21 protein-coding genes and 1 other RNA gene are annotated in these 25,587 nt (G+C 38.6%); 9 read left to right on the top strand and 13 right to left on the bottom strand.

Annotated elements, in window-relative coordinates; translation table 11 throughout:
* Positions 1–5: 5 nt before the first annotated feature.
* Positions 6–1,736: a DEAD/DEAH box helicase gene (locus tag FIT70_RS04505; RefSeq protein ID WP_139930890.1), complete on the bottom strand. Its 1,731-nt coding sequence runs from the start codon at positions 1,734–1,736 to the stop codon at positions 6–8.
* Between the two features lie 195 nt (positions 1,737–1,931).
* Here FIT70_RS04505 and typA point away from each other — a divergent pair, with 195 nt between their 5' ends.
* Genes typA through FIT70_RS04490 form a run of 3 tightly spaced genes read left to right on the top strand, consistent with a single transcriptional unit; the run spans position 1,932 to position 5,748 of the window.
* Positions 1,932–3,740 (top strand): translational GTPase TypA, encoded by a 1,809-nt coding sequence (typA, locus tag FIT70_RS04500; RefSeq protein WP_139931389.1) that lies wholly within the window; start codon positions 1,932–1,934, stop codon positions 3,738–3,740.
* Positions 3,741–3,779: 39 nt separating this feature from the next.
* A complete protein-coding gene (locus FIT70_RS04495; RefSeq protein WP_139930888.1) occupies positions 3,780–4,712 on the top strand; it encodes a glycosyltransferase family protein in 933 nt (310 codons plus the stop codon).
* 46 nt (positions 4,713–4,758) lie between these two features.
* Positions 4,759–5,748, top strand: coding sequence for a glycosyltransferase family 9 protein (locus tag FIT70_RS04490; RefSeq protein WP_139930886.1), 990 nt, complete (start codon positions 4,759–4,761; stop codon positions 5,746–5,748).
* A gap of 8 nt (positions 5,749–5,756) precedes the next feature.
* Here FIT70_RS04490 and FIT70_RS04485 read toward each other — a convergent pair whose 3' ends face one another.
* From FIT70_RS04485 to FIT70_RS04475, 3 genes are read right to left on the bottom strand one after another with little or no spacing between them, the layout of a single operon-like run.
* Positions 5,757–7,355 carry an ABC-F family ATPase gene (locus tag FIT70_RS04485; protein WP_139930884.1) on the bottom strand — a complete coding sequence of 533 codons (1,599 nt, stop codon included), beginning with the start codon at positions 7,353–7,355 and terminating at the stop codon, positions 5,757–5,759.
* A gap of 21 nt (positions 7,356–7,376) precedes the next feature.
* Entirely contained in the window at positions 7,377–7,982 is a 606-nt protein-coding gene (locus tag FIT70_RS04480) for a nitroreductase family protein (protein ID WP_139930882.1), read from the bottom strand.
* Between the two features lie 25 nt (positions 7,983–8,007).
* Positions 8,008–8,505 carry a GreA/GreB family elongation factor gene (locus FIT70_RS04475; protein ID WP_139930880.1) on the bottom strand — a complete coding sequence of 166 codons (498 nt, stop codon included), beginning with the start codon at positions 8,503–8,505 and terminating at the stop codon, positions 8,008–8,010.
* A gap of 107 nt (positions 8,506–8,612) precedes the next feature.
* On the opposite strand from FIT70_RS04475, the gene FIT70_RS04470 reads away from it, so the two are divergent.
* Together FIT70_RS04470 and FIT70_RS04465 are read left to right on the top strand one after the other, a co-directional pair.
* A complete protein-coding gene (locus FIT70_RS04470; protein ID WP_189340839.1) occupies positions 8,613–9,569 on the top strand; it encodes a glycosyltransferase family 9 protein in 957 nt (318 codons plus the stop codon).
* Position 9,570: 1 nt separating this feature from the next.
* On the top strand, positions 9,571–10,692 hold the full coding sequence (locus FIT70_RS04465) for a glycosyltransferase family 9 protein (protein WP_139930875.1): 1,122 nt from the start codon (positions 9,571–9,573) through the stop codon (positions 10,690–10,692).
* Between the two features lie 100 nt (positions 10,693–10,792).
* Here the strand turns inward: FIT70_RS04465 and FIT70_RS04460 are convergent, their stop codons facing one another.
* Positions 10,793–11,935, bottom strand: a complete 1,143-nt coding sequence (locus FIT70_RS04460; protein WP_139930873.1) for a glycosyltransferase — start codon at positions 11,933–11,935, stop codon at positions 10,793–10,795.
* Between the two features lie 81 nt (positions 11,936–12,016).
* Positions 12,017–13,234 (bottom strand): PQQ-dependent sugar dehydrogenase, encoded by a 1,218-nt coding sequence (locus FIT70_RS04455; protein WP_139930871.1) that lies wholly within the window; start codon positions 13,232–13,234, stop codon positions 12,017–12,019.
* 327 nt (positions 13,235–13,561) lie between these two features.
* Between FIT70_RS04455 and FIT70_RS04450 the strand changes: the two genes are divergently transcribed.
* Positions 13,562–14,476, top strand: coding sequence for a hypothetical protein (locus tag FIT70_RS04450; RefSeq protein ID WP_139930869.1), 915 nt, complete (start codon positions 13,562–13,564; stop codon positions 14,474–14,476).
* A 176-nt stretch (positions 14,477–14,652) separates the two neighbouring features.
* Here the strand turns inward: FIT70_RS04450 and guaA are convergent, their stop codons facing one another.
* From guaA to FIT70_RS04425, 4 genes are all read right to left on the bottom strand, one after another.
* On the bottom strand, positions 14,653–16,212 hold the full coding sequence (gene guaA, locus FIT70_RS04440; RefSeq protein WP_139930868.1) for a glutamine-hydrolyzing GMP synthase: 1,560 nt from the start codon (positions 16,210–16,212) through the stop codon (positions 14,653–14,655).
* Positions 16,213–16,263: 51 nt separating this feature from the next.
* Positions 16,264–17,724 (bottom strand): IMP dehydrogenase, encoded by a 1,461-nt coding sequence (gene guaB / locus FIT70_RS04435; RefSeq protein WP_139930866.1) that lies wholly within the window; start codon positions 17,722–17,724, stop codon positions 16,264–16,266.
* Positions 17,725–17,792: 68 nt separating this feature from the next.
* Entirely contained in the window at positions 17,793–18,104 is a 312-nt protein-coding gene (locus tag FIT70_RS04430; protein ID WP_139930864.1) for an RnfH family protein, read from the bottom strand.
* A gap of 9 nt (positions 18,105–18,113) precedes the next feature.
* Entirely contained in the window at positions 18,114–18,557 is a 444-nt protein-coding gene (locus FIT70_RS04425) for a type II toxin-antitoxin system RatA family toxin (protein WP_139930862.1), read from the bottom strand.
* Between the two features lie 53 nt (positions 18,558–18,610).
* On the opposite strand from FIT70_RS04425, the gene smpB reads away from it, so the two are divergent.
* Positions 18,611–19,063, top strand: coding sequence for an SsrA-binding protein SmpB (smpB, locus tag FIT70_RS04420; protein ID WP_139881591.1), 453 nt, complete (start codon positions 18,611–18,613; stop codon positions 19,061–19,063).
* A gap of 18 nt (positions 19,064–19,081) precedes the next feature.
* Positions 19,082–19,444: a transfer-messenger RNA gene (ssrA, locus tag FIT70_RS04415) on the top strand.
* A 70-nt stretch (positions 19,445–19,514) separates the two neighbouring features.
* Here ssrA and FIT70_RS04410 read toward each other — a convergent pair.
* Both FIT70_RS04410 and FIT70_RS04405 read right to left on the bottom strand, forming a co-directional pair.
* Positions 19,515–21,842 (bottom strand): beta strand repeat-containing protein, encoded by a 2,328-nt coding sequence (locus FIT70_RS04410; RefSeq protein WP_139930860.1) that lies wholly within the window; start codon positions 21,840–21,842, stop codon positions 19,515–19,517.
* Positions 21,843–22,289: 447 nt separating this feature from the next.
* A complete protein-coding gene (locus FIT70_RS04405) occupies positions 22,290–22,862 on the bottom strand; it encodes a hypothetical protein (protein ID WP_139930858.1) in 573 nt (190 codons plus the stop codon).
* 84 nt (positions 22,863–22,946) lie between these two features.
* On the opposite strand from FIT70_RS04405, the gene FIT70_RS04400 reads away from it, so the two are divergent.
* Positions 22,947–23,732 (top strand): sterol desaturase family protein, encoded by a 786-nt coding sequence (locus FIT70_RS04400; RefSeq protein WP_139930856.1) that lies wholly within the window; start codon positions 22,947–22,949, stop codon positions 23,730–23,732.
* Positions 23,733–23,944: 212 nt separating this feature from the next.
* Here FIT70_RS04400 and FIT70_RS04395 read toward each other — a convergent pair whose 3' ends face one another.
* Positions 23,945–25,384 carry an autotransporter outer membrane beta-barrel domain-containing protein gene (locus FIT70_RS04395; protein ID WP_139930854.1) on the bottom strand — a complete coding sequence of 480 codons (1,440 nt, stop codon included), beginning with the start codon at positions 25,382–25,384 and terminating at the stop codon, positions 23,945–23,947.
* Between the last annotated feature and the right edge of the window lie 203 nt (positions 25,385–25,587).

Genomic DNA, 25,587 nt, shown 5'->3' with positions numbered 1-25,587 from the left:
TTATTTTAAACGCGTGATTTACGTTTTGGTGCTTCTGATTTTGAATCGGAAGCTCTAAATGTTCTAATCGTAGATGGTTTTTTAGCAAATGTTTTTGGCGCAGATTCACGTTTGGCAGCTGGCTTTCGATCACTTACTTTTCTGTCACTTGGTTTTCTATCACCAAATGATTTTTTTTCACCGAAAGTCTTTTTATCGCCAAATGATTTTTTATCTGCATCTGCTCGACTGAAGCTAGGCTTTTTGTCCGATGTTTTTCCGAATAGTCTTTTTTCAACAGCTTTTTTCTCAAAAGGACTTCTGGGCGTTCTAGGTTCACTATCGCGTCTAGGTGCATCTGTCGCACCAAAATCTTTTCTAAATGGTTTTTTATCACTAAAAGGTTTTTTATCTCCAAAGGATTTCTTTTCTCCAAAAGATGGTCTATCACTATATGGCTTTTTATCACCGAATGATTTTCGTTCGCTAGAACTTCTATCCCCAAAAGATTTTTTTTCACCAAAAGGCTTTCTGTCGCCAAAAGATTTCTTATCTCCGAAGCTACGTTTACCACCGCGTGATTTAGATTTTCTTTCTTCGCCTAATTGGTCACGTGATTGAACCTTAGGTTCAAATCCTGCCATCACTTTTGCATCAATTTTGTGGCCTGTATATTTTTCAATATCACGGAGTGCTTTGCCATCCATAGGAGCCACAAATGAAATTGCGACACCTTCTTTTTTAGCTCGACCTGTTCGACCAATACGATGCACATAGTCTTCTGCAAATTTAGGGAGGTCATAATTGATCACGTGTGTAATACCATCGACGTCAATACCGCGTGCTGCGACATCTGTTGCCACTAATACACTGATATCGCCATGTCTAAATTTAGTCAGTGTTCGATTACGAGCCCCTTGCGTCATGTCACCATGAAGTGCCCCTGTCTTGTGACCTGCGTTATAGAGCTCATCAGCTAATAAATCTGCATGACGTTTAGTCGAGGTAAAGATAATCGTTTGTTTGACACCGGGTTGAATGAGCAAGTGTTCGAGTAATTTATTTTTGTGGTTTAAGTTATCCACGAAATACATATTTTGCGTAATATTTTCATGTTTTTCTTTAGAGTGTGATATCTCAATGGTTTTAGGATTAGTTAAAAGATCTTTTGCGATTTTACTAATCTGACCATCTAATGTGGCTGAGAATAATAAGGTCTGGTGTTTGGTATTAATGGCCGCACATATTTTTTTAACGTCAGGAATAAATCCCATATCAAGCATACGATCAGCTTCGTCTAAGACTAACATTTGTAGTCGTGACAAGTTAATACGACCGCGCTCCATGTGATCTAGAAGTCGACCAGGAGTCGCGATTAAAATATCGAGCGGTTGTGACAATAATTTATTCTGTAATGGGTAAGGCATGCCGCCCACGATACTGGTTGTTTTAGCTTTAATAAATGTGCCGTACTTACGTGCGGCTTCATTAATTTGCGCTGCCAATTCACGCGTTGGAGTGAGTACCAAAATACGTGGACCACGATCTTTTACAGGATGCGGTGTGGCTAATAAATTTAATGCTGGCAAAATAAATGCCGCTGTTTTTCCTGTCCCTGTTTGTGCAGATGCCATGAGATCATGACCTTCCATAATCACAGGGATAGATTTAGCTTGAATAGGGGTGGGGGTAGAATAGCCTACGCTACTTAAAGCGCGCAGGATTTGTGGGTCGAGGTTTAATGATTCAAAAGACAATGTCGTACTCCTTAAAAAAGGGTTAGGTGCATTTAATCTTTTAAAAAATTCAAAACTTCCAATCACTAGATTTAAACGCGCAAGGTGTTACTTGATGTGAGTGCGCAGTATATAGATAAATCCATGAATATCAAAGCTTATTTTGACCATAATATGCTAGAATTCGGCCTCAATTCAATTTTGGTAGCACTTTTTATGTCACGCAATTTAAGAAACATTGCCATCATCGCCCACGTGGACCATGGCAAAACCACCCTCGTCGATAAACTTCTTCAGCAATCAGGCACCTTTGCACAGCATCAGGCAGTGACCGAACGTGTCATGGATTCCAACGATATTGAAAAAGAACGTGGCATCACGATTCTAGCTAAAAATACGGCCGTTAATTTTGAAGGCACCCACATTAATATTGTAGACACCCCAGGACATGCCGACTTCGGCGGTGAAGTCGAGCGCGTATTAGGTATGGTCGATGGTGTGGTGTTACTCGTGGATGCGGTTGAAGGCCCTATGCCCCAAACACGTTTTGTGACTAAAAAAGCATTGGCACTCGGTTTAAAACCCATTGTCGTGATTAACAAAGTAGACCGTCCAGGTGCTCGCCCTGATTGGGTGATTAACCATACCTTCGATTTATTTGCGAACTTAGGTGCGACCGATGAACAGCTCGATTTCCCGATCGTGTATGCATCTGCATTGAATGGTTTTGCAACGCTTGATATGAACCAAAAATCAGACACGATGAAACCGTTATTTGAGACGGTACTCAAACACGTCTCACCTCCAGAGGGAAGTCGCGATAAGCCACTTCAACTCCAAATTTCAGCCCTCGATTATTCAACTTACACCGGCCGTTTGGGTGTGGGTAAAATTAAAAATGGTGTGATCAAGTCAGGCCAATCCGTGGTCGTCATGCATGGCGATAAACAAGTGTCTCAAGGTCGTATCAATCAAGTGTTAGGCTTTAAAGGACTGGAAAGAATTCCGGTTGAAGAAGCTGAAGCGGGTGACATTGTGATTATTTCTGGTATTGAGGAAATTGGTATTGGGGTCACCATTGCTGACACGAATAACCCAGTGGGTCTTCCTATCATGGCCGTGGATGAACCGACACTTACGATGGACTTTATGGTGAACACTTCGCCTCTTGCAGGAACTGAAGGTAAGTTTGTAACGAGCCGACAAATTCGAGATCGTTTAACAAAAGAATTATTAGTCAATGTAGCGTTACGTGTTGAAGATACCCAAGATGCTGATGTATTCCGCGTTTCAGGTCGTGGCGAACTCCACTTAACCATTTTATTAGAAAATATGCGTCGTGAAGGGTTCGAGATGGCTGTAGGTAAACCACGTGTCGTTTATCGTGAAATCAATGGTCAAAAATGTGAGCCTTATGAAGTCTTAACCGTTGACTTGGAAGATGATACACAAGGTGCTGTGATGGAAGAGCTCGGTCGCCGTCGCGGCGAAGTTCAAAACATGGAGTCTGATGGTAACGGACGCACACGTTTAGAATACAAAATTCCTGCACGTGGACTCATTGGTTTCCAAGGTGAATTTATGACGATGACTAAAGGCACAGGGCTTATGGCTCACGTCTTTGATGAATACGCACCCGTCAAACCTGATATGCCAGGACGTCGAAATGGTGTGTTGATTTCAGCCGAGCATGGTGAAGCAGTGGCCTATGCTTTATGGAAGCTTCAAGATCGTGGTCGCATGTATTCAAGTCCGGGTGATAAATTGTATGAAGGTATGGTGATTGGTATCCATTCTAGAGACAACGACCTAATTGTGAATCCGATTAAAGGTAAACAACTCACAAACGTGCGTGCATCAGGTACAGATGAAGCGGTGAGGCTCGTTCCACCTATACAACTTACTTTAGAATCCGCGGTCGAATTTATTGAGGATGATGAGTTGGTTGAAATTACACCTAAATCGATTCGTATTCGAAAACGTTTCTTGCTTGAACACGAACGTAAACGCGCATCTAAAGAATAAGTATCCCTATATAGATTAAATGTCTATAGAATATTTTTTATGAATCGCCATATTAAAAAATATTATTTTTATTTGCTAGCAAGATGCTTATGTCTGTTTGGTTTTTATGACAGATCACTCCCTTATTATTCAAAAGTTATTCAATTCAGAACCTTCTTTCTTGATGTGCAATTTCAATATATGCATGCTTATGAAAAAAGTTCTAAGTCCTGTTATTTAGAAATCCATGGCGGTATTGGCGATTTCTTGCAGCACCTTCCATTTATGATGAAACACCCAAAAGAGAATTATGTTGTGGTAACACATTTTTCAAAAGCCAAAGAATTCTTTCGGGTATTAAAAATTAGCGTAAATAAAATTTACTATTATGAGAGTGGTGAGCAGCATCGTGCCATTAAAAATAAATTAAAAAAACAGAAGGATTCCTATGTGTGTCCGAGGGAGCTTTTCTTTAAAAAGGAACCCTTTAGCCAAACAGCTCTTTCGCAATTTAAGATAAAGCCAGTGATTGGATTTCATATGAGTACAAGTAATCAAACAGGCGGACAGCTAGATAATAAATTTTCACTTAAGCTTATCAGTACACTTTTAGATCAAAAAATGACTGTGGTTCTATTTGGAACACAAAATGAACTAAAAACACTTCATCTTGGTTCTCATCCAAATCTTATTTTTGCTTCACACAAAAATATTATTTCTAATTTGGCCGTTGTTAAATATTGTGATCTTTTAATTGGTGCAGAAAGTGCCTTTAAGACAATGTCATCAATGTCAAATATTCCCACTCTTGTTTTCCATGCAGATAATAATAATCATTTTCGAGATCGTGTTTTTATCAATCCTTATATTAAAGCGGGTGTGATGACTGTTTATAAGTATCAAGCTTTAGAAAAAGAAATTGATCAAGCTATTGATTTTGCATTACGTATTATTTACAAATTGAAATTACATGTTTTAGGATTGAAAAATTAAACAAGCTCTTTTTTTAAAAACGAAAAATATAGGGGACTCAATTATATTGACGTCCGCTATATCCGCACTTTCTCAAAGCTATCGTTATGTTGATATTGTGTGTTTGCCTGAAAGTGCAGCTATTTTTAAAATGCATCCTCGCGTAAGGCACGTATTTGTGATTCCACGACATCTAAAAGGGCTTAGAAAAGTCATGGCTTACTTTAAATTCTATCAACAGATTTCAGCAAACTCTTATGATTTATTGGCGCACTTTTCAAATGATTGGCGCGGTGCAATACTTGCGCGTTTTTCAGATGCCATATTGAGTGTAGGTCGGAAAACGCATCGTCGAGGTCGTTTCTGGCATCAATCGTTTGATGTCTTAACCGAAAGTTTAGATGATATACGGCCGATCGCCGAGCAAGATGTTGATTTATTAAGGGCTGTGGGTCTTTATGGTCAATTTAAAGCACCATCCTATCTCGTCAAGCCTTCAGCAAAACAAAAATTAAAAATTAAAAACTGGCTTTCTAAAAAATCTATTACTTCAAATAAAAAGCTTGTGGTGATTCATGCACCTTCACGTTGGAAATTTAAAGAGCTGCCGATTGCAACCTGGGCTAATGTCATTGACGCGCTTCTGGATATGAAATATGAAGTGGTGTTATGTGGGTCAAAAGATGATCTTTTAACTAACCAAGCTATTCACGCATCTTGCAGAATGAAGCCTACTATCACTCATAACTTTTCACTAGAGGATACAGCAGCACTTTATAGCCTGGCTCATCTTGTATTAACGATTGATAGCATGTCCACACATCTCGCAAGTGCAACGCAAACACCTGTGATCAGTATCTTTGGACCCAGCAATGAAAAAAATTGGGGACCTTGGGGAGGGAAACATCGTGTGATTGCTTTAACAGCTGAGAATTCACCCACTTTTGCATGCAGACCTTGCGGTCAAGATGGATGCGAGGGTACTAAAGTAAGTCAATGCTTAATTCAAATGAGGCCTTCTATGATTATCCAGGAAGCATTAAGTATGCTTCGCTAAATGAAAAATTAACTTGTAGCCACTTGAGTCAGTAAGTAATCTTCATAATTACCAGAGAAGTCAATAATACGATCTTCTTTGATTTCTAAAATGCGAGTGGCAATCGTACTCACAAATTCGCGATCATGACTGATGAAGAAGAGGGTACCTTTATATTTATCAAGCGCTGTATTAAGGGACTCAATAGACTCCATGTCCATATGATTGGTGGGCTCGTCCATAAGCAGCACATTTGATTTTGCGAGCATCAGTTTGCCGAAAAGCATGCGACCTTGTTCACCGCCTGATAATACTTTGACTGACTTTTTAGTATCTTCTCCTGAAAATAAAAGCCTGCCTAAGATACTTCGTATCGCTTGATCATCCTCACCTGACTGTGCGCAATCTTTCATCCAATCAAAAAGTGTGACATCTTTTTCAAAATCACTTGCGTGGTCTTGAGCGAAATAACCAATCTTAGCTTTTTCGGCCCACTTAATTTCACCGTGCTTAGGTTTAAGACTGCCTACTAAACATCGTAAAAATGTTGTTTTACCAATTCCGTTTTCACCAATAATCGCAACACGTTCTCCTGCTTCAACAAGTAAATTAAAGTTTTTAAATAAATCATGATCAAAACCATGTGTGAGACTTTTAATCTCAACTGCTTGACGATGAAGCTTTTCTCGGTCGTCATAGTCAAAACGAATATAAGGATATTGACGGCTCGAAGGTACAAATTCTTCCACTTTAATTTTGTCGATTTGTTTAGCTCGGCTTGTAGCTTGTCTTGCTTTTGAAGCGTTTGCTGAAAAGCGGCGAACGAACTCTTGGAGCTCAGCAATTTGTTCTTTGGCCTTTTCATTATCTTTTAGTTTCTGCGCGCGAGACATGGTGGAGGCTTCCATGTAATTATCATAATTACCTGGGTATACAGTAAGTTTTGCATAATCCATATCAGCCATGTGCGTGCATACTTGATTTAAAAAATGGCGATCATGCGAAATAATAATCATGGTGGAATTACGATTATTCAATGTATCTTCCAACCATTGAATAGTATGAATATCTAGGTTATTGGTCGGCTCATCAAGTAACAAAATATCTGGGTTTGAAAAAATGGCTTGTGTTAATAGAACACGTAATTTAAAACCAGGCGCAATAGCGCTCATTGGGCCTTGATGTTGCTCAATGGGGATGCCTACGCCTATCAATAATTCTCCCGCTCGAGCTTCCGCTGTATATCCATCAAACTCTGCATAAACACCTTCAAGTTCTGCAGCTTTCATATAATCCTCTTCAGTCGCATCCGGATTCATGTAGATCGCATTTTTTTCTTCATTGGCTTTCCACATTTCTTCATGGCCCATCATCACCACATCCAATACGCGCTGATCTTCATAAGCAAACTGATCCTGCTTAAGCCATGACATACGTTCATTTTTATCTAAAGCCACATTACCTGAAGTGGGCTCTAGAACACCCGCAAGAATTTTCATGAAAGTAGATTTACCGCATCCATTAGCACCGATTAGCCCATAACGATTGCCGTCACCGAATTTGACTGAGACATTCTCAAAAAGAGGTTTTGCACCAAACTGTATGGTGATGTTGTTACTGATAAGCACGCTTTAATTCCTTTAAATTTTTTATTTGAATTGGTTTTGAATCACAACGTCATCGAGTGGAAGCTGACCACCTCGCGGCATGGCTTCTTTAATACCTTTACCGACACAGACAAACATGGCTGGGATATGATCATTTGGCAGGTTTAATAACTTGCTAACTTTATCAAAATCAAAGCCATCCATAGGGCAGGTATCATAACCCATCGACTTAGCTGTAAGCATTAAATTCATAGCAGCCATGCCGCAAGAGCGCATCGCTTCATCGCGTTGCACTTCTGGTTTGTTTTGATAATACTGCTGAATAGCTGGTACCAAGTAATCTTGAACTGGTTTCGGCGCATCTTTCCAGTAACGAGCAGGCTCTCTATTCCAAGCCATTAAATCAGCTACTAAAACAATAAGAATCGAAGCCTCCTCAACTTGCGCTTGACCCCAGCTGACTTCACGAATTTTTTGACGTAAGGCCTGATCTGTCACCACTACAAACCGCCAATTTTGGATATTAAAAGCAGTGGGCGACAATATAGCATTCGATAAAAGAGTGTTAATCTCAACTTTTGTCATGACATGCTTTGGATCGTAATGTTTGATGGATCGTCTTAATTGGATAGCTTCATTCACATGCATATTTTTTGTATTTCCCTTTGATAATTTAATAGCTGATTTTTTGAATCGTAAGATAACTGTTGCCTAAAGGCTTTTCCCACAAGACCTCATCCCCAATTGCCCCACCAAGAAGCGCTTCAGCTAAAGGAGATAGATAGCTCACACGACCTTCATGAATATTGGCTTCATCTTCACCGACAATTTCGAAGGTGAGCAAATCTCCTTCCTCATCTTCCGCTGTCACTTTCGTGCCAAATAAAACATGAGAGGGACTTTCTTCTTTAGGATTCGTTAAAATCGCTGATTCAATGCGTGCTGCAAAGTAACGCATATCACGTTCAATCACAGCTACTTTTTGTCTCACCATTGGATCATCTTTTTTATCATTTAAAGCTTCACGTTCTTTTTCCAAATCATCGATGGCTTGATTCAGAAGATTCAATCCACGGGGTGTCACATAATTAGGCTCATCACTTATGGGTCTTTCAGGAATGTCAATCCCTGCATGCTCTAAATCATTTTCTTTGACAAATGCGCGACTCATTTTTTATAAAGCAACTGTTTTATTAATTCGTAATTTTATCATTTGTAGTAGTATTCATATAGCTTAACTTCAATACAATTTATAACTTAAGGAATAGAGAAAGTACCTTGAATATCCTTATTATTAGACGCGATAATATTGGTGATTTATTATGCACAACACCGTTATTACGAGGATTAAAAGATCAGTTGAAAGTCAGCCGACTTGATGTGGTCACAAATTCTTATGTGGCTCCTGTTTTAAAAGGTAGCCATCTCATTGATAGTCTTTATATCTACCACAAATTAAAGCACGGTCACATCAGTTTTCTAAATGCAGCATTTGAAAGGTTTCGCCTAATTTTCAATTTGAGAAAATATCATTACGATTATATTTTGGCATTTGATCACCGCGCCCTAAATTTAACGCGTTATTTAAGAAAAACTAAAGTACTAACGCCAATTCAAGATTGGGCCGATCAAACTGAAGTTGAAAGAGCCTGGGAATTAGGCCAAAGAATTGGCTTAAAAGGGGTGCCAGGCCCTCTAGCATTATCACTTTATTCCTCATCTTCGGATATAAAAAATACCCAAATTCTAGGGATTCATATCAGCGCTCGGCGTGTCCGACAGCAATACCCTGTCGCGCAATGGATTAAGCTTATTCGAGCACTTCATGATTTAGACACTAAACTTACCTTTCATATTTTTTGGTCGCCAGGAGATTCAAAAAGTCCTATGCATCCTGGAGATGATGACAAGGCTATAATTTTAAAAGAAGAACTTAAAGATTTGCCTGTTAATTTTATGCCGACACCCACTCTTGAGTCTTTAATTAAAAGCATCCAAACATGTGGCAGCATGATTATGGTGGATGGAGGTGCAATGCATATTGCTGCTGCATTAAATCGACCTATCGTTGCTTTATTTGGGGATTCTAATCCGAAAAGATGGCGCCCGTGGGGGGTGCCTTATAAAATATTACAAAAAAATACAGAGCATGTAAAAGACATCGAACCTTCAAAAATTATCGATGCATGGCTAAATCTAATAAATTCAACTTCTACTCATAAAAATACAATTTAAGATGCGTGGCCTTATTCGTTTGATTATTATTTTATTGGCGATTGTCCAAAATGTGTTTTTCTTGAAAATTAAAAAAACAGTACCTAAAAAAATTCTTATCGCACACAACTTACTTCTCGGCGACACTTTATTATTAGCCCCCTTAATGAAGCGTATTCATGAGAAATATCCTGATGCTAAAAAATTTATTCTAGCGAAACCTGGATTCATACCTCTTTTTGCAAATACACCATATGGATTTAAAGCGCTTACATTTGACCCAAAAAATTTTTTAGATATATGGAAGATGTTTTCTTTAGGTCCTTATGATTTATCATACATCGCTGGCGATAATCGCTACAGTTGGTTTGCAAGAGCAATAGGCTCAAAGTGGATTGTAGGTATTAGTGACGACAAACCGCAATGGAAGAATTGGATGTTAGATGAAGTTAGATCTTTTGATTTAAAGCCTGCTACATGGCCAGACATGATGGGAAGGTTAGTCGATGGTAGAGACCCCAAGCCTTACAAAAAAGATGAATGGTCGCGTCCTAATATAAAAAAAACATTATCATTTATCCCATCTAAATCTTACGTAGTTTGTCATTTAGGTGCTTCTAACCCATTAAAATTCTGGCCTGCAGAATCCTGGAAAGTGTTAATTGATAAATTGAAATACATGGGATTTGACATTTTTATTTCAGTTGGCCCTGGTGAAGAATATCTTATACGAGAAGCTGATCCCGATAGTAAATGTCTGCATATTGCTGGAACCTGCTCTTTATTAGAAATGTGGTACTTAATTGAGCATGCCAAATTATTAATTTCTGTTGATACTGGCATTGCTCATCTTGCAAAACTTTCCAATACACCAATTGTTACTCTATTTGGTCCTGGTTCACCAGTAACTCACGGCGCAGGCAATTTTTGGAAATTAAATCCTCATATGAATATCACTGTTTCCTCCTTCCCGTGTCGAGACCAAAAAATTTTATTTAGACGTAAAGTTAATTGGGTCAAGAGGTGTGGACGAGGCATTAAGGAATGCAGAACGCCCGGAGCATGTATGGAAGCAATTACCCCAAAACAAGTTTTAGATACTTTACTTAACAGTGATTTATTTTCCAGGTTGATGAAAGTTTAAATATAACAGAAATATTTTTAATAATTACTCCGAAAACTGAGTCAATACAATCTCTAAAATAATTAATGTTGAAATTTATAAAACAAAACTTTTCAAGCTATCAAGGAATAAGCTCTAGGTATTCTTTTGTTATAGTTGTAGCTTCAAAACGTTTTAAACTTTTCTCATTAATAAGCGGGGGTTTTAAATAGAACTCCCGCATTTTTTCACCAAGCGCTTTCGCATCTCCACACTTCACTAAAGAGTTCTTCATGTCATTTATAAAAATTTCTCCTGGCCCGGATGTGCAGTCAGTTGAAAGAGCGGGAGTGCCTAAAATCATAGCCTCGATTAAAACATTTCCAAACCCTTCATAATCGGAAGAGAGAACAAATAAGCGAGCATGCTTTATCCATGGGAAAGGGTTTATTTGAAATCCCGCGAGTACAACTTGACCAGAGACTCCGTAGCGCTTAATTAGATTACGTATTTTGTGCTCATCTTTACCCTTACCAAGCAATACTAATTTGCATTTAAGTTTAGATAAGGCGAAGGCTTCGATAAGCAAATCTTGACGTTTTTGTTGAAGCGTAAATGCACCTATATGTAGTAAATAATCTTTGCTAGTCAGGTTTCTGGGCAATTCAAATGGTTTGTTTGCCAAAGTCTTTATTTGATCAAAATCGAAGGGGTTATATATCGCCTTAAATGAAGCAGGGCGAACCTTAACATAATCAACCAGATCATCGCCAATGCCATAAGACATACCAATTATTTGTCGGCCATCATATATTCTCTTCATATGCCAAATTCGTGAGATTTTCTTATGCCATTTATTTTTTCGAATACCACTCTGCATTGATAATGGGTTGCCAATAATGTGATATACCCTATTGCTTTTGATAAGACTTAAAATTCTGTCCATGCGCGGCAAAGAGGAAAGAATTAGATCAACATAGCCGAATTGGATTTCTATATTGCGCAATAAGGAGTTAAATAAATTTACATTTTTATGATCAGTGATCCGGCTGTAAATACGAAGGCCTTTATGAATTAGTGGATTGAGCTTGTAAACATTAATTCGCGGATCAATATTAAATTCAATAATGTTCTCATAAATAACAAAAGTGACTTGATGCCCCAGTTTTAGAAGTTCTTCACCAAGATTAATTACAACTTTTTCAGCGCCGCGGCCGGTAAGAGAATCAATTGCAAATAATATATGGCGTGATATTATTTTTTTATTTTTTTTAGATTTAAACAATTAATCTTACCCTTTACTTTTTCCCTGTCTTTACTATATAAATTTTCTGTTCGACTCGATATTAAGATATGCAGACTGTATTTAATGTAGCGTGCTCAAATTTCCAATAATGACACCTTTAAAATCTGTAACTGCAACAATGGTATTTCCCCGAACAAAAAACTTACGTATGCGATCTTTGAATTGTATTTTTTCTGTAAATAATACCGCACCATTTTTATGAACAATAAAGTCTATAGCTTTTCCTCGCATCGAAGAAACGGCCAGACAATCATTTGGTGCATAATAATCAGTATAAATCTGAGGGCATTTATCAATATCACTAATTCCAATTGAAGGCACAAAGGATAGCAAAGGTGCTTGAGTCATAGTTGGTTTTATATATGATTTATTGATAGACTCTAAGTCGTATTGAGAGCCTAGCGATTGTATAGGCCAGCCATAGTTATTACCCTTCTGAATTCTATTAATTTCATCACCTCCCATGGGGCCATGTTCAACAGCAAAAATATCCTTTCCGATTTTTACAATTCCTTGTGGGTTTCTATGCCCCTTACTAAAAATTTCGACCATCAGTTTGTCGTTTACTAAGTGTAGCTTTAGTATTTTCCCCCATAAGCTCTCATCCAATTGAGCGGTTTGGTTTATTTTATGATCTACATTTACCATAGTTGGTGTTCCTGTTGAAAGCAGTACTGTATTATTTGAAATTTTTAACCAACCACCTCCGACGGCATTAAGGTCTGCATTCTCTGCGTCTGGTAAACATGAGAGTTGTAAAGCTATTTTCATAGAGGCTAAATCCACTAATCTAGCAGTTGCACAAACCCCATCGACGTAAGCAATATAAACATAACTTTTGTTATTGATTGAAAATATCGATTTTATTCCACCATTTGAGGTAATTTTATTATCGAGTCCTAATTTATTAATTAAATGGTAATCGTCCTGGTTAACATACCAAATGTTTTCTCCCCTTAATTCAGCGGCACCTATCTTCCTGAGATCCTTGGCTTTAACTTTACCCCAATGAACGTTAAAATTATTTAGCGTAATAGATTCGGTCATTTTAGTATTGTTAAGATTTGCTAATGCACCAAAGTTTCGATCTTTAGAGTTATCAGTCTCGAGAGTTAAATCTGTTGTATTTATAAAGGATGGATGAATGACTAATGCAATATTTTTTTTTAGATCTTTAACAAAAAATAGGTAGGGTGAGAATTGCCATTTCACCATTACAGATGTGTAGGTAGATAAAACTAAAATAAAAAAAGTATATGTGATAAATTTTTTTTTCATTTTTCACCTAAAGATAAAGTAACTATTCCCACTCAATAGTAACGTATGTTTTTTCTTATTCATTTTCAGGCACTTACGTCTCCAAAAAGTGAGTGTGTAACTTTTGCGTAACTTATAAAGCATATCAGCTCAACACAAAAAAGTGTAAGCTGTTGATTTTGTTACATTTTACACACAGCAACCTACGCAATGTGCTGCGTAGTTCATTCTTAAAAGTTGTTAGGACACTGAAAAAAACTTTTTGAGCTGCTTTTTCGCTCGCCACACACTCTTGCTACAAGTAAAATAGACTTCAATCGTCAACACGTTAGCACAACAGAGAACCCAATGAACTACCTTAAAAAGGCAATAGTAAGGCTTAAACAAGCACTTTCTACTATTTCAAAGATAAACGAACGTTTTGACGAAGTAAAAATCAATCAAGGAATAATACTTTCTTCGCTAAATGAGAGCAAGGCAACAAGCAATCTAATGGATTATGAGTTCAAAGTATTCTCTCAATGGGGTGAGGATGGAATCATTCAGCACCTAACCAAATCAATAGAAATAAAAAATAAGACTTTTATTGAGTTTGGAGTAGAAGATTTTTTTGAATCTAACTGCCGCTTTTTGCTAATGAAGGACGATTGGAAGGGGTTTGTTATTGACGGCTCAAAGTCAAACATTCAGAGATTAAAAAACTCATACTTTTATTGGAAGCACCACTTAGACGCGGTTGACAAGTTCATTACCAAAGAAAATATTGAAGACATTCTCGCTACAAGTGGCTTTGAAAATGATTTAGGAATATTGTCCGTTGACTTAGACGGAAATGACTTTTTTATACTTGAAGCAATCAATAACTTTAGTCCACGTATTCTGATTTGCGAATACAACCCTGTTTTTGGTGGTAGCAGAAAAATAACTATTCCTTATCAAGCTGACTTTTACAGAACCAACACACACCACTCAAACTTGTATTGGGGAGCTTCATTGGCAGCTATGACATATCTTGCGGACAAAAAGGGCTACTCATTAGTAGGAACTAACACCGCAGGCAATAATGCCTTCTATGTTCGCAATGACTTGCTAAATGACAAGGTGAAAGTGTTGTCTGTTGAAGCAGCTTATTCGCCTTCAAACTACCGCGAAAGCAGAGACGAGCACGGAAACCTAACATTTATTACGGCAGATAAGAGACTCGACGTGATTAAAGGATTACCTGTTTACGAAGTTGAAAAAAAGATTATTGAAAAAATATAATCAAACCAACTCAACAGCAGCTTTCAACATAGCAGGACGCAAATCAATGTAGCGTTGTGTAGTCGCCATATTGCTGTGTCCTGCCAATGCCTAACTAAATCAACAACTTAGTTGGGTGTGTGTCTGTTTTGTGTAACTACAAAACCTATATAAATCAACAGCTTAGGTAAGAGTTTCTACTCCCACTCTATGGTTGCAGGGGGCTTGCCTGAAATATCATAGACAACACGATTAATTCCTCGCACTTCATTAATAATACGATTCGATACTTTACTTAAAAGTTCATAAGGCAGCTCTGCCCAATTAGCTGTCATGAAGTCAGAAGTCACAACCGCTCTTAATGCCACAACATATTCATATGTTCTACCGTCACCCATGACACCCACTGATTTTACAGGTAAAAATACCGCAAAGGCTTGTGATGTTTTTTCATACCAACCGGAATGGATAAGCTCACCTATAAAGATTGCATCAGCACGACGAAGTAAGTCTGCAAATTCTGATTTCACTTCACCTAAGATACGCACACCTAAACCAGGGCCAGGGAAGGGGTGACGATAGACCATCGTCTTAGGTAAGCCTAATGCCACACCTAATTCACGCACTTCATCTTTAAAGAGCTCACGCAAAGGTTCTAAGAGTTTTAAATTGAGCGTTTCAGGTAGACCACCCACATTGTGGTGACTCTTAATCATATGTGCTTTTTTAGTTTTAGCAGATGCTGATTCAATGACATCAGGATAGATTGTGCCCTGTGCTAACCATTTCGCTTTTGGAATTTTTTTAGCTTCATTCTGAAATACTCCCACAAATTCACGGCCGATAATTTTTCGCTTTTGTTCGGGATCTGTCACACCTTTTAAATCATTTAAAAATTTATCTGAGGCATCGACATGAATGACTTTGACACCTAAGTTGTCATGAAATGTTTTCATGACCTGTGTCGATTCATTTAAACGCAGTAAACCGTTATCAACGAATACACAAGTGAGTTGATCGCCAATCGCACGATGAATAAGTGCAGCTGCAACTGATGAGTCGACCCCGCCCGATAAGCCCAATATGACCTCATCATCCTTCACAGTCTCTTGAATATGTTTAACTGCCGTTTCAATATAATTAGGCATGGTCCAACTTGGTCTACAATCACAAATTTTAGTGACGAATTGTTTTAAAATGGCAAAGCCTTGTTTGGTGTGTGTCACTTCTGGATGAAATTGCACGCCATAGAATTTTTTTGTTTCATGCATCATGCCGGCAATCGGGGTAGATGCATTACTTGCGATCACTTTAAATTGCGGAGGTAATGTTGTGACTTTATCGCCATGACTCATCCAAACATCTAAAAGCCCGTGACCTTCTGGATTCGTTTTATCTTGAATATTATCTAAAAGAGGCGAGTGGCTATGCGCTCTAATTTCTGCATAACCAAATTCACGCGTATGTGCATTTTCAACTTTGCCACCAAGTTGAGCTGCCATCGTTTGCATGCCGTAACAAATGCCTAAGACAGGCACACCCAATTCAAAAACGATTTGAGGTGCTATTGGCGTATCTGATTCGTAAACTGAATTAGGCCCGCCTGACAAAATAATACCTTTTGGATTAAATGCTTTGATATCAGTTTCACTCATGTCATGCGCATGAAGTTCTGAATAGACATGCATTTCTCTTACACGGCGTGCGATAAGTTGCGTGTATTGAGAACCAAAGTCGAGAATAAGAATTTTATCCATAGGATTTAAAAAGCTTCATTGGTCGGAGGCTTTTTGGTTGATAGATTTAAATTAATCAATACGGTAATTGGGCGCTTCTTTAGTGATCTGTACGTCATGCACATGTGATTCTCGCATACCTGCACTTGTGATTTGAACGAAGTTAGCTTTATTGCGCATCTCATCGATGTTTCTTGCGCCAACATAACCCATAGAAGCACGAAGTCCACCCATCAATTGGTGAATGACACTAATCACACTGCCTTTATAAGGGACGCGCCCTTCAATACCTTCGGGCACTAATTTATCTGCATTGTTTTCAGAATCTTGGAAGTAACGATCGGAAGATCCTTTTTGCATTGCACCAATAGACCCCATACCGCGATAAGATTTATAAGATCTACCTTGGAAGAGTTCAACCTCACCCGGGGCTTCTTCGGTACCTGCAAACATGGAACCTAACATCACAGAATTGGCACCTGCCGCAATCGCTTTTGCAACATCACCTGAGAATCGAATGCCACCGTCACCAATGAATGGAATATTAAGTTTACTTAATGCTTCAGCGACATTACTAATCGCAGTAATTTGTGGAATGCCGACACCTGCCACAATCCGTGTGGTGCAAATAGAACCTGGACCGATACCTACTTTGACGCCATCAGCTCCCGCATCCACTAGCGCTTTTGCAGCATCCGCTGTTGCGATATTGCCGCCGATCACTTCGATATGTGGGAAATGTTTTTTAACCCATGTGACACGATCAATCACCCCTTGTGCATGACCGTGCGCTGTATCCACCACAATCACATCAACACCAGCATTCGCTAATAATTCAACACGCTCTTCAGTACCTTCACCCACACCCACAGCGGCCCCTGCACAAAGTCGACCTTTATCGTCTTTACATGCATAAGGATGGTCGGATGATTTTTGGATATCTTTAACCGTAATTAAACCTTTTAACGCATCATTTTTATCAATCACTAATACACGCTCTAGACGATGGTGATGAAGTAAACGAATCACTTCTTCTTTGGATTCACCTTCTTTAACAGTGACCAATCGATCACGTGGTGTCATGATATTTTTAATCGGCTGATCTAAATTAGTTTCAAAACGCAAATCTCGGTTTGTGACGATGCCGACAATTTTGCCACCATCGATCACAGGTAGGCCTGAAATTTTATGAAGTGCCGTGAGGTTCATCACATCGCGAACTGACATATTAGGCTCAATCGTAATGGGATCATTCACCACACCAGACTCAAAACGTTTGACACGTGAGACTTGGTAAGCTTGTTCTTTAGGCGTCATATTTTTATGAATAATACCGAGCCCGCCTTCTTGAGCTAATGCTATGGCCAAGCGAGATTCAGTCACTGTATCCATAGCTGCAGACACAATAGGAATATGAAGTTTGATTTTTCGAGTTAATTGCGTAGTTAAATTAACTTCACGAGGCAATACCGTGGAATGAGATGGAACGAGGAGCACGTCATCAAAAGTGAGTGCTTGTTGTATTAAACGCATCTTTTGATCCTTTGCGCAAAAAGAAATTATACAGAAAAAGTCTCGTTATAGCTAAGAAATGCTAGCTTTTATGCGCTATCCCCACCTTTTTTCATGACCTTACCTTCGGCGGCACGTTGGCGTCTAATCTCTTTTGGATCAGCAATCAGGGGGCGATAGATTTCGATACGATCACGCTCACGCATGATGTGATCTAGTTGTGTCAGCTTTCCGAAAATACCAATTTGATTCACTTTTAAATCAATTTCAGGAAACTTTTTAACAATACCTGAAAGTTTAATCGCTTCTTCTGCTGAAATGCCTTGTTTTACTCTCACAGGAATAATGAGCTGCTTCTTTGGCAACGCATAAGCGACTTCAATCAAAATTTCGTTTGGCATAAGCTATTTTTAATCTTGAGTTATTTTGTATATATTATCAGCTTGCGTCACAAAACCATCCACAAACGTATTCGCAATTTGACTGAATATTGGCGAAATCAATTTATCTAAAATAAAATTTGAAAATTCGTAATGCAAATGAAATTCAATGCTACATGCTTCTTCATTGATCTTTGTAAAAATCCAATAACCTTCGAGCACCTTAAAAGGCCCATCGATCAGTTTTAAATCAATACGATTGGGATAATGTTTAGTATTTTGTGTGGTGAAGCTTTGATTCACTCCGCTATATTTAATGAGGATCGAAGCTTTTGTAATCTCACTATTTCGCTCTAAGACTTTAGTGCCGCCGCACCAGGGTAAAAATAGAGGATAGTCTTCAATACGATCGACAAGGTTAAACATCCGGTCCACCGAGTGATTCACGATCACATTTTTTTTGACATCAGCCATGAGATAAATTGAATTAGCGTAAAATACACATTTTAAAGGATTAGTTAGTTTCCATGAGTATTGTTCAAAACAAAAAAGCTTTCCACGACTACTTCATCGAAGAAAAATATGAGGCGGGTATCGTATTGGAAGGATGGGAAGTTAAAGCTATTCGAGATAATCGAACCAACATCAAGGAAGCATATGTGATTATTCAAAGAGGCGAGATCTACCTCATTGGTTGCCATATTACGCCCATGGGTGCAGCTTCAACCCATATTCGTCCTGACGCGATTCGCACCCGAAAACTACTTTTACACAATGAAGAAATTGCAAAGCTCATCGGTAAAGTAGAGCGCTCAGGTTACACCTTAGTCCCCATTGATATGCACTTCAAAGGTGGACGTATCAAAATTGAAATAGGTTTGGCTAAGGGCAAAAAACAATACGACAAACGTAACGCTGAAAAAGAGCGCGATTGGGAGCGGGACAAGGCAAGAATCATGCGGGCTGCTAACAAGAAGTAGTATAATGATACTTGCTTTGGGGCTGACCCGGTTTCGACGTGGGTTGCAAAGCAGGTGAGGGCATGTCGAGGCCTAGTTACCTCGTAAATCCATCTAGAAACAAGTATAGTCGCAAACGACGAAACTTACGCTCTAGCTGCTTAATCCAGCTGGACGCTGCACCGAAGCGCTTCTCGGTCGGGTGGGCAACCACAGCAGCGTCATAAAGAGAAGCTCGTTATTGGTTGGGTCACTTAACTAATAATCAAACTAAGGTGACTCGCGGCGAAATTGCTTGCTCGTTGGTGATTGAACCGTTAAACAAAAACAACGATAGCTAAACATGTAGAACTTTCTGTAGAGTGCTTACGGACGGGGGTTCGATTCCCCCCAGCTCCACCACACCTTAGTTAGAGTAAGAAGCCACCGAGAGGTGGTTTTTTTATACCCTTAAAAACTAGCAGACAATAAACTAGAACTGCCCTGAAATCCCAATACTGCCTGATAGAGAGTCAATGTCTTTTGTGGAATCGTAATATCTCACTTGTGCGTATGCTTTGACTGTTGGCGTGAGTGGGTAATAAGCTCCTGCATTTAATGTGGCATAGGTATTCCGTTGGTTACTATCGTTATAACTCACAGCGGTATTATTAATCGCATAGTGTTGGTTTTCACCACTAATTAAATCACGGCGTTCAATACCGACTCTGCCAAAGAGGGTGAGTGGTTTCACCAACGGTTTTATTTCCATACCTAATGTCACACGCTCTTGAAGTTGATTAATCGTTCTACCATTCCATTTAAATAAATCACTCTCACTATATGAATTGATGTGTTGTGTATTTAAATCAATACCGACTAATGTATCTAAAATCACTTTATCTGTTTGATATAAGGTTTTAGTCCAAGCAGAACCAATCGTTAAGTGTGATGATTGATAGTTGGCTGTGACATTACGTGAACCATTTAATGCAACATCATTCGTTAAGACTTTTCTGTCACCACTAAAATCTGAATACCCGACTAATGCTTTAGCACTTAAAGTCCCTGTGAATAGTTTTTTAATATCAGGGAATAAGGCACCTGCCATGACACTGTTGGAAGTGATACCTTGATTACCTTCATCAATATTTAATTTACCATGTTCGTAATTCACAATAAGTTCAGTGGGTGTATAGCTGTTTTTGACATTAAAGCCTGCAGTAATCCCTGAACGATATTGATTAAAGCTTAAGTTAGAACCTGACAAACCTTGACCCCCGCGATTGGAATCACTGTAGTAAGTATTCACCCAAAAATCTTGTGAAGTATTTTGTTTTAAATCATAAGTTCTGACACGGTCATCTAAACTTTGAGTGATTTGTGAAGTTCTTTCGTACAAACTTTGTGAAGCAGTTGTGATATTACCGACACCTGCCGCATGAGCTGAACCTGCGACCATAGGACGACCATTTAAGTCTTGCACTGTAAATCCTGTGGTTGCAAAACTATAAGATGCACCTGCACCAAGATTCAGTTTTAAGAAATTATTTGCTGTGTAATCAAAAATGCCGGTCCCACTAATAGCACCAATGACAGATGAGCCTTTGTTCAGTTGAACGGTATTGGAAGTCGTTGAGCTAGAATTGAAGGCATAAATGGCATAGGGAGAGCCGGTAGCTGAAATACGACCGGCCATATTGACGGTGTTAGTGTTGCTGTTACCAAGATAATTATTCAAAAAGATACCGTAAGCATCATTACCAATCGTCGAGATATTCCCTGTCATGTTGACGATGTTGATGTTGTTGGTGCCAGAATAATTATCCAAATAGATGCCGTGAGACTCATTACCAATCGTCGAGATATTCCCTGTCATGTTGACGATGTTGATGTTGTTGGTGCCAGAATAATTATCCAAATAGATGCCGTGAGACTCATTACCAATCGTCATGATATTGCCTGTCATGTTGACAGTGTTGCTGTTGGTGCTACCATAATAATTTAACAAATAGATGCCATAAGCACCATTTCCGCTCGTCGTGATATTGCCTGTCATGTTGACAGTGTTGCTGTTGGTGCTACCATAATAATTTAACAAATAGATGCCATAAGCACCATTTCCGCTCGTCGTGATATTGCCTGTCATGTTGACAGTGTTGCTGTTCATGTTGACAGTGTCCCTGTTGTTGCTATTTCTATAATTTTCCAAATAGATGCCATTACCATTTCCGCTCGTCGTGATATTGCCTGTCATGTTGACAGTGTTGCTGTTGTTGCTACCACTATCATTTAACAAATAGATGCCATAACCATTAGTGCCCGTCGTGATATTGCCTGTTATGTTGACAGTGTTGCTGTTGGTGCTACCATCAAAATTTAACAAATAGATGCCATAACCATTAATGCCACTCGTCGTGATATTGCCTGTCATGTTGACAGTGTTGCTGTTGTTGCTACCACTATCATTTAACAAATCGATGCCATCAGTATTAATGCCGCTCGTCGTGATATTGCCTGTCATGTTGACAGTGTTGCTGTTGGTGCTACCATAGCCATTATACAAACGGATGCCGTAACTCCTACCACCACTCGTCGTGATATTGCCTGTCATGTTGACAGTGTTGCTGTTGGTGCTACCACTACCATTTTCCAAATAGATGCCAGTAACCCAACTGTTGCTCGTCGTGATATTGCCTGTGCAAGTTGTGCTTGAAGTTATTCCGCTTCCTAGGGCTGGACAATCTGCAAAACTTTTGAAACTAAAAAGTATGGCAGTGCAGAATAAAAAGCATTGGGATAAACTAGAAAAATTCCTCATCAGAGAATTCCTTGTAAAAAAGTTTTAGAGAAAAACTCATTAACAAGAATGATGAGGATTAGACTAAAAGGTTAACAACCTTTAGTGTTTGAAACTGTTTGCAGTATAACTTACCCATGAATGAGTTAGGGTAATTAATTAAGAGGTAACTTGATAAAGTAGAAGGTTTTTCAAGTTTCGGAGTTATAAGAAGTCAGCCACTATCTCTGCTACAATATTCGGAAAAGGAACAAGGTTTTGTTCCCCATTTACCGAATTTGATATGGGGGCAAGTCTGGGGGCAGGTAATACAAAATACTTAAGGTAATTAACTGATTAAATTTGGGAAAATAAAGTAATCCCATTTTGTGCAGCTCCACCACTTCCTAGTTAGAGTAAGAAGCCACCGAGAGGTGGTTTTTTTATTAGAACTTGTAGGAAATTCCTAAATTGTAAATGAGGGCTAAATCACTTCAATATGGTGCATTGTGAATCCAGCCAAGGACCTAATGGTACGTTACCAGGATTGAAGACGCATTGACTTGCGGTGCTATTATTTTTCTTATATTTTTTATTTGTGTCAATTTGAATATAAGGCTCTAGTTTATTGTCAGTTACAAACGGATGCAAATCTAATCCAATTAAGGAATGAGGCGCATGAACGCCAACTCCAGTAAATAATCCTTTAGTAAAGTCATAGCCAGCACCAACTTCACCTTGAACATTTTCTTTACCATTGAAGTATTTAGCTCGTAATTTACCCAACTGAAAACCATCTATAATTTTGGCTGAAATTGATAAATCACCTCCATCAGTATCTCCATTAGATTTAATGCGTGCATGTTTGAGGCCCAACACAGCTTGGGGTTTAATGCCTTCATTAAGTGTCCATTTAAGTCCGGCATATGCACGATTGTCAGTTAAACTTGCACCAGTGGCTCCCGGAATAAGGTCGTAACCAAGAACCTTACCTGCAAAAGCTGAAGAGGAAAGAAAAAAACAAAAAACTAAAGCCAGTTTTGAGAAAGTGATAGATCCCATTAAGAGATTCCTTATAATTAAAGCCTTGCAATAATTCCTTCTACAATATACACGATTAAATGATTTAAAAATGGAGTAAATACCTTGTTTGATAGAGTACTGCCAATTGCGCTTATCGCACTTCCGCTCGCTTTAATTGTTTTTGAAAAGCTGAATTCTTCTGATTTGCTCTTTAAGAAAAGAGATGCTTCCATATTAACGCTATTAGGCATTAGCCAATTTTTTACTTGGCTCTTAAAATTTTTTGCTGTGCTTCTATTTGTTAATTTTATAGCACCATTTGAAATTTTTAGCTTTTCAAATTTACCATTACCTAGATATTTAAGTATAGTAATTTCTTTTGTATTTATTGATTTCGCTGGGTATGTTGCCCATTTGTTATTTCATAAAATTTCAGTCTTATGGAAGTTACATAAACTCCATCACTCTGATAGAGAGGTTGATACCATTACAACTTTTTTTCACCATCCGCTGGAGGAAGTTGCAACTGTCTTTTTAGCAGCCTTGATATTTGTATTATTTGATGTCCCGGTTCCAGTGATATTACTTTATGGCGTATTGAATTCTATTCACGCACCTTTAACCCACTTTAAAGTTTTACTTCCTGAAAAATGGAACAAGATTTTAAGCTTTCTCATTGTGACGCCGAACTTTCATAGAGTCCATCATTCATTGGATATGAAGGAGGGTAATTCAAATTTTGGAATTATTTTTTCTTTTTGGGATAGATTATTTGGTACATATGTATCAAAAACAGCTATACAAATGAGAGCAATGAAATCAGGCATCAGTTTAAGAGAAAGCCCTGTTGGAGACTCACTCAAGGAATACTTGATGAATCCATTTATTCGCCTACAAGAAAAATCTTAAAATTACCCACCTCTGCTAAACTACCTCCAACATCTGGAGCTAAAGCATCAAAACTCACCCTAATTTTTTGTGGGTAGTTTTGTGGGTAGAAGGGGTTCTCAAAACCCACAACTTATTGATTAAATTCGGGAAAACATGACAATCCCATTTTGTGCAGCTCCACCACTTCCTAGTTAGAGTAAGAAGCCACCGAGAGGTGGTTTTTTTATACCTTAAAACCCAATCATGTAATTGAAATAAGCAGTCGCACTTCCGGTCGATTGGAATGCAGTTTGTTGGTAGTTGATGGTGGCTGATGCGCGTTGTGTTTTGGTGACATCATAATAAGCACCAGCACTTACCACTGGTCTTGTGCGTTTAATGTTTGAATTAAATGCAACCGCTGTTAAATCACTGCCATTTAAATCGGTCGCTGAATACTGACCCACGTTGTGATGCACATCTTGTTCAAATCCTAATTGGGCTGTGAGTGTGGCTTTATCCGTCAATGAACGATTGACTTTGACACCTATTAAAGCGGTGATACCTTTATCTCTTAAAGCTGCCACTGTTAAAGGATCTGTCACTGTATCTGTGGTTGCTTCTGTGTAACCTTTTTGTTTTAAATGTGTGTAACGCAAACCTGCATAAGGACGCACGAGTGTTTTATCTTCATATTGAAATGCGTAAGAGAGTTCTGCTAGATAACTTTGTGATTGAAGGCTTGATTTACCCGTACCTGCTTCTGAAGTGTCAAATACTGTTCTAGTTTGCGTCACATCTTTATCTTGATAAGTGTTAGCGAGTCTCACTTGATAACCTAAACCATTTTGTTCTTTATTCCACACAGCATATAAACCCATGAGAGGCGTGTTGTTACCGATATCAATGCCTGTAGGTTTGCTGATATTAATGTTCTGGTCTAAATAAGCACCCACACGGATATTAGGATTGACCTTGTAACCTAATGTCACAACCGCTGCTGAATTATTAATGTTTGGATTATCAATAGTTGTGTATCTGCCACCTGCTGAAATACACATGCCTTTAACATCAAACACATTACAGTCGTAATTCAAAGCAAAGTTAGCAGCGACTGTTTGCGCATTAAATGCAGAGCGTAATTGGCTTGCTTGATATCGCATGGAGGATTGGGTGTCAGCAGCTGCGGGACCTGTACCACATGAACCATCTAAACATAAATTGTCTATGGCAAATTGAGCGAAGTTTGTACTGAAGCGTACCTCGTTAATTCCAGACCAATTAAAAGAAGTTAAGGTTGGCGATGTTGTGACAACTGAAAAAGTAGTTGAGTAAAGTTGGGTACCACTATTTAAACCTAGAACGGTTATTTGTCCAGGATTCCAGGCAGCTGTGAAATAAGCGCTTACTAAATTAAATTGCGCAGTAGATGAAAATGAAGCAGGGTTTCCATAGCCATTGAAGGCAACATTCGGAGAACTTACAGTTCCAGCGGAATATCCGCTGCCGGTCCCAGAAGCTCCATCAAACCCCCAAAAGTTACTCCAATTTAACCCGCTATATCCATTTGAAATTACTGTGCCTTCCCCTTGATTAAGAAGGTCGTCAAAGTTAATAACAAGTGCATTAGCATTTGATACCAAAGCAAACGTTGTAATTAAAAATAGTTTTTGAATTGTGCGAAGTAACATTGGTTTTAAGCGGGCCACTAAATTATATTAGGACTATAAACAACTATCCAGATACTGTATATGAGATAAAGGCATAAAACCCGAAAACCTCCCCCCTAAACCTACATCTGCTAAACTGCCCATAAAACTGGAGCAGGGCCTCAAAACCCATCCTAATTTTTTGTGGGTAGTTTTGTGGGTAGAAGGGGTTCTCAAAACCCACA

Source organism: Candidatus Methylopumilus universalis (assembly GCF_006364435.1).
GTDB classification, from domain to species: Bacteria; Pseudomonadota; Gammaproteobacteria; order Burkholderiales; family Methylophilaceae; genus Methylopumilus; species Methylopumilus universalis.
This window is presented reverse-complemented; position numbering and strand designations above follow the sequence as displayed.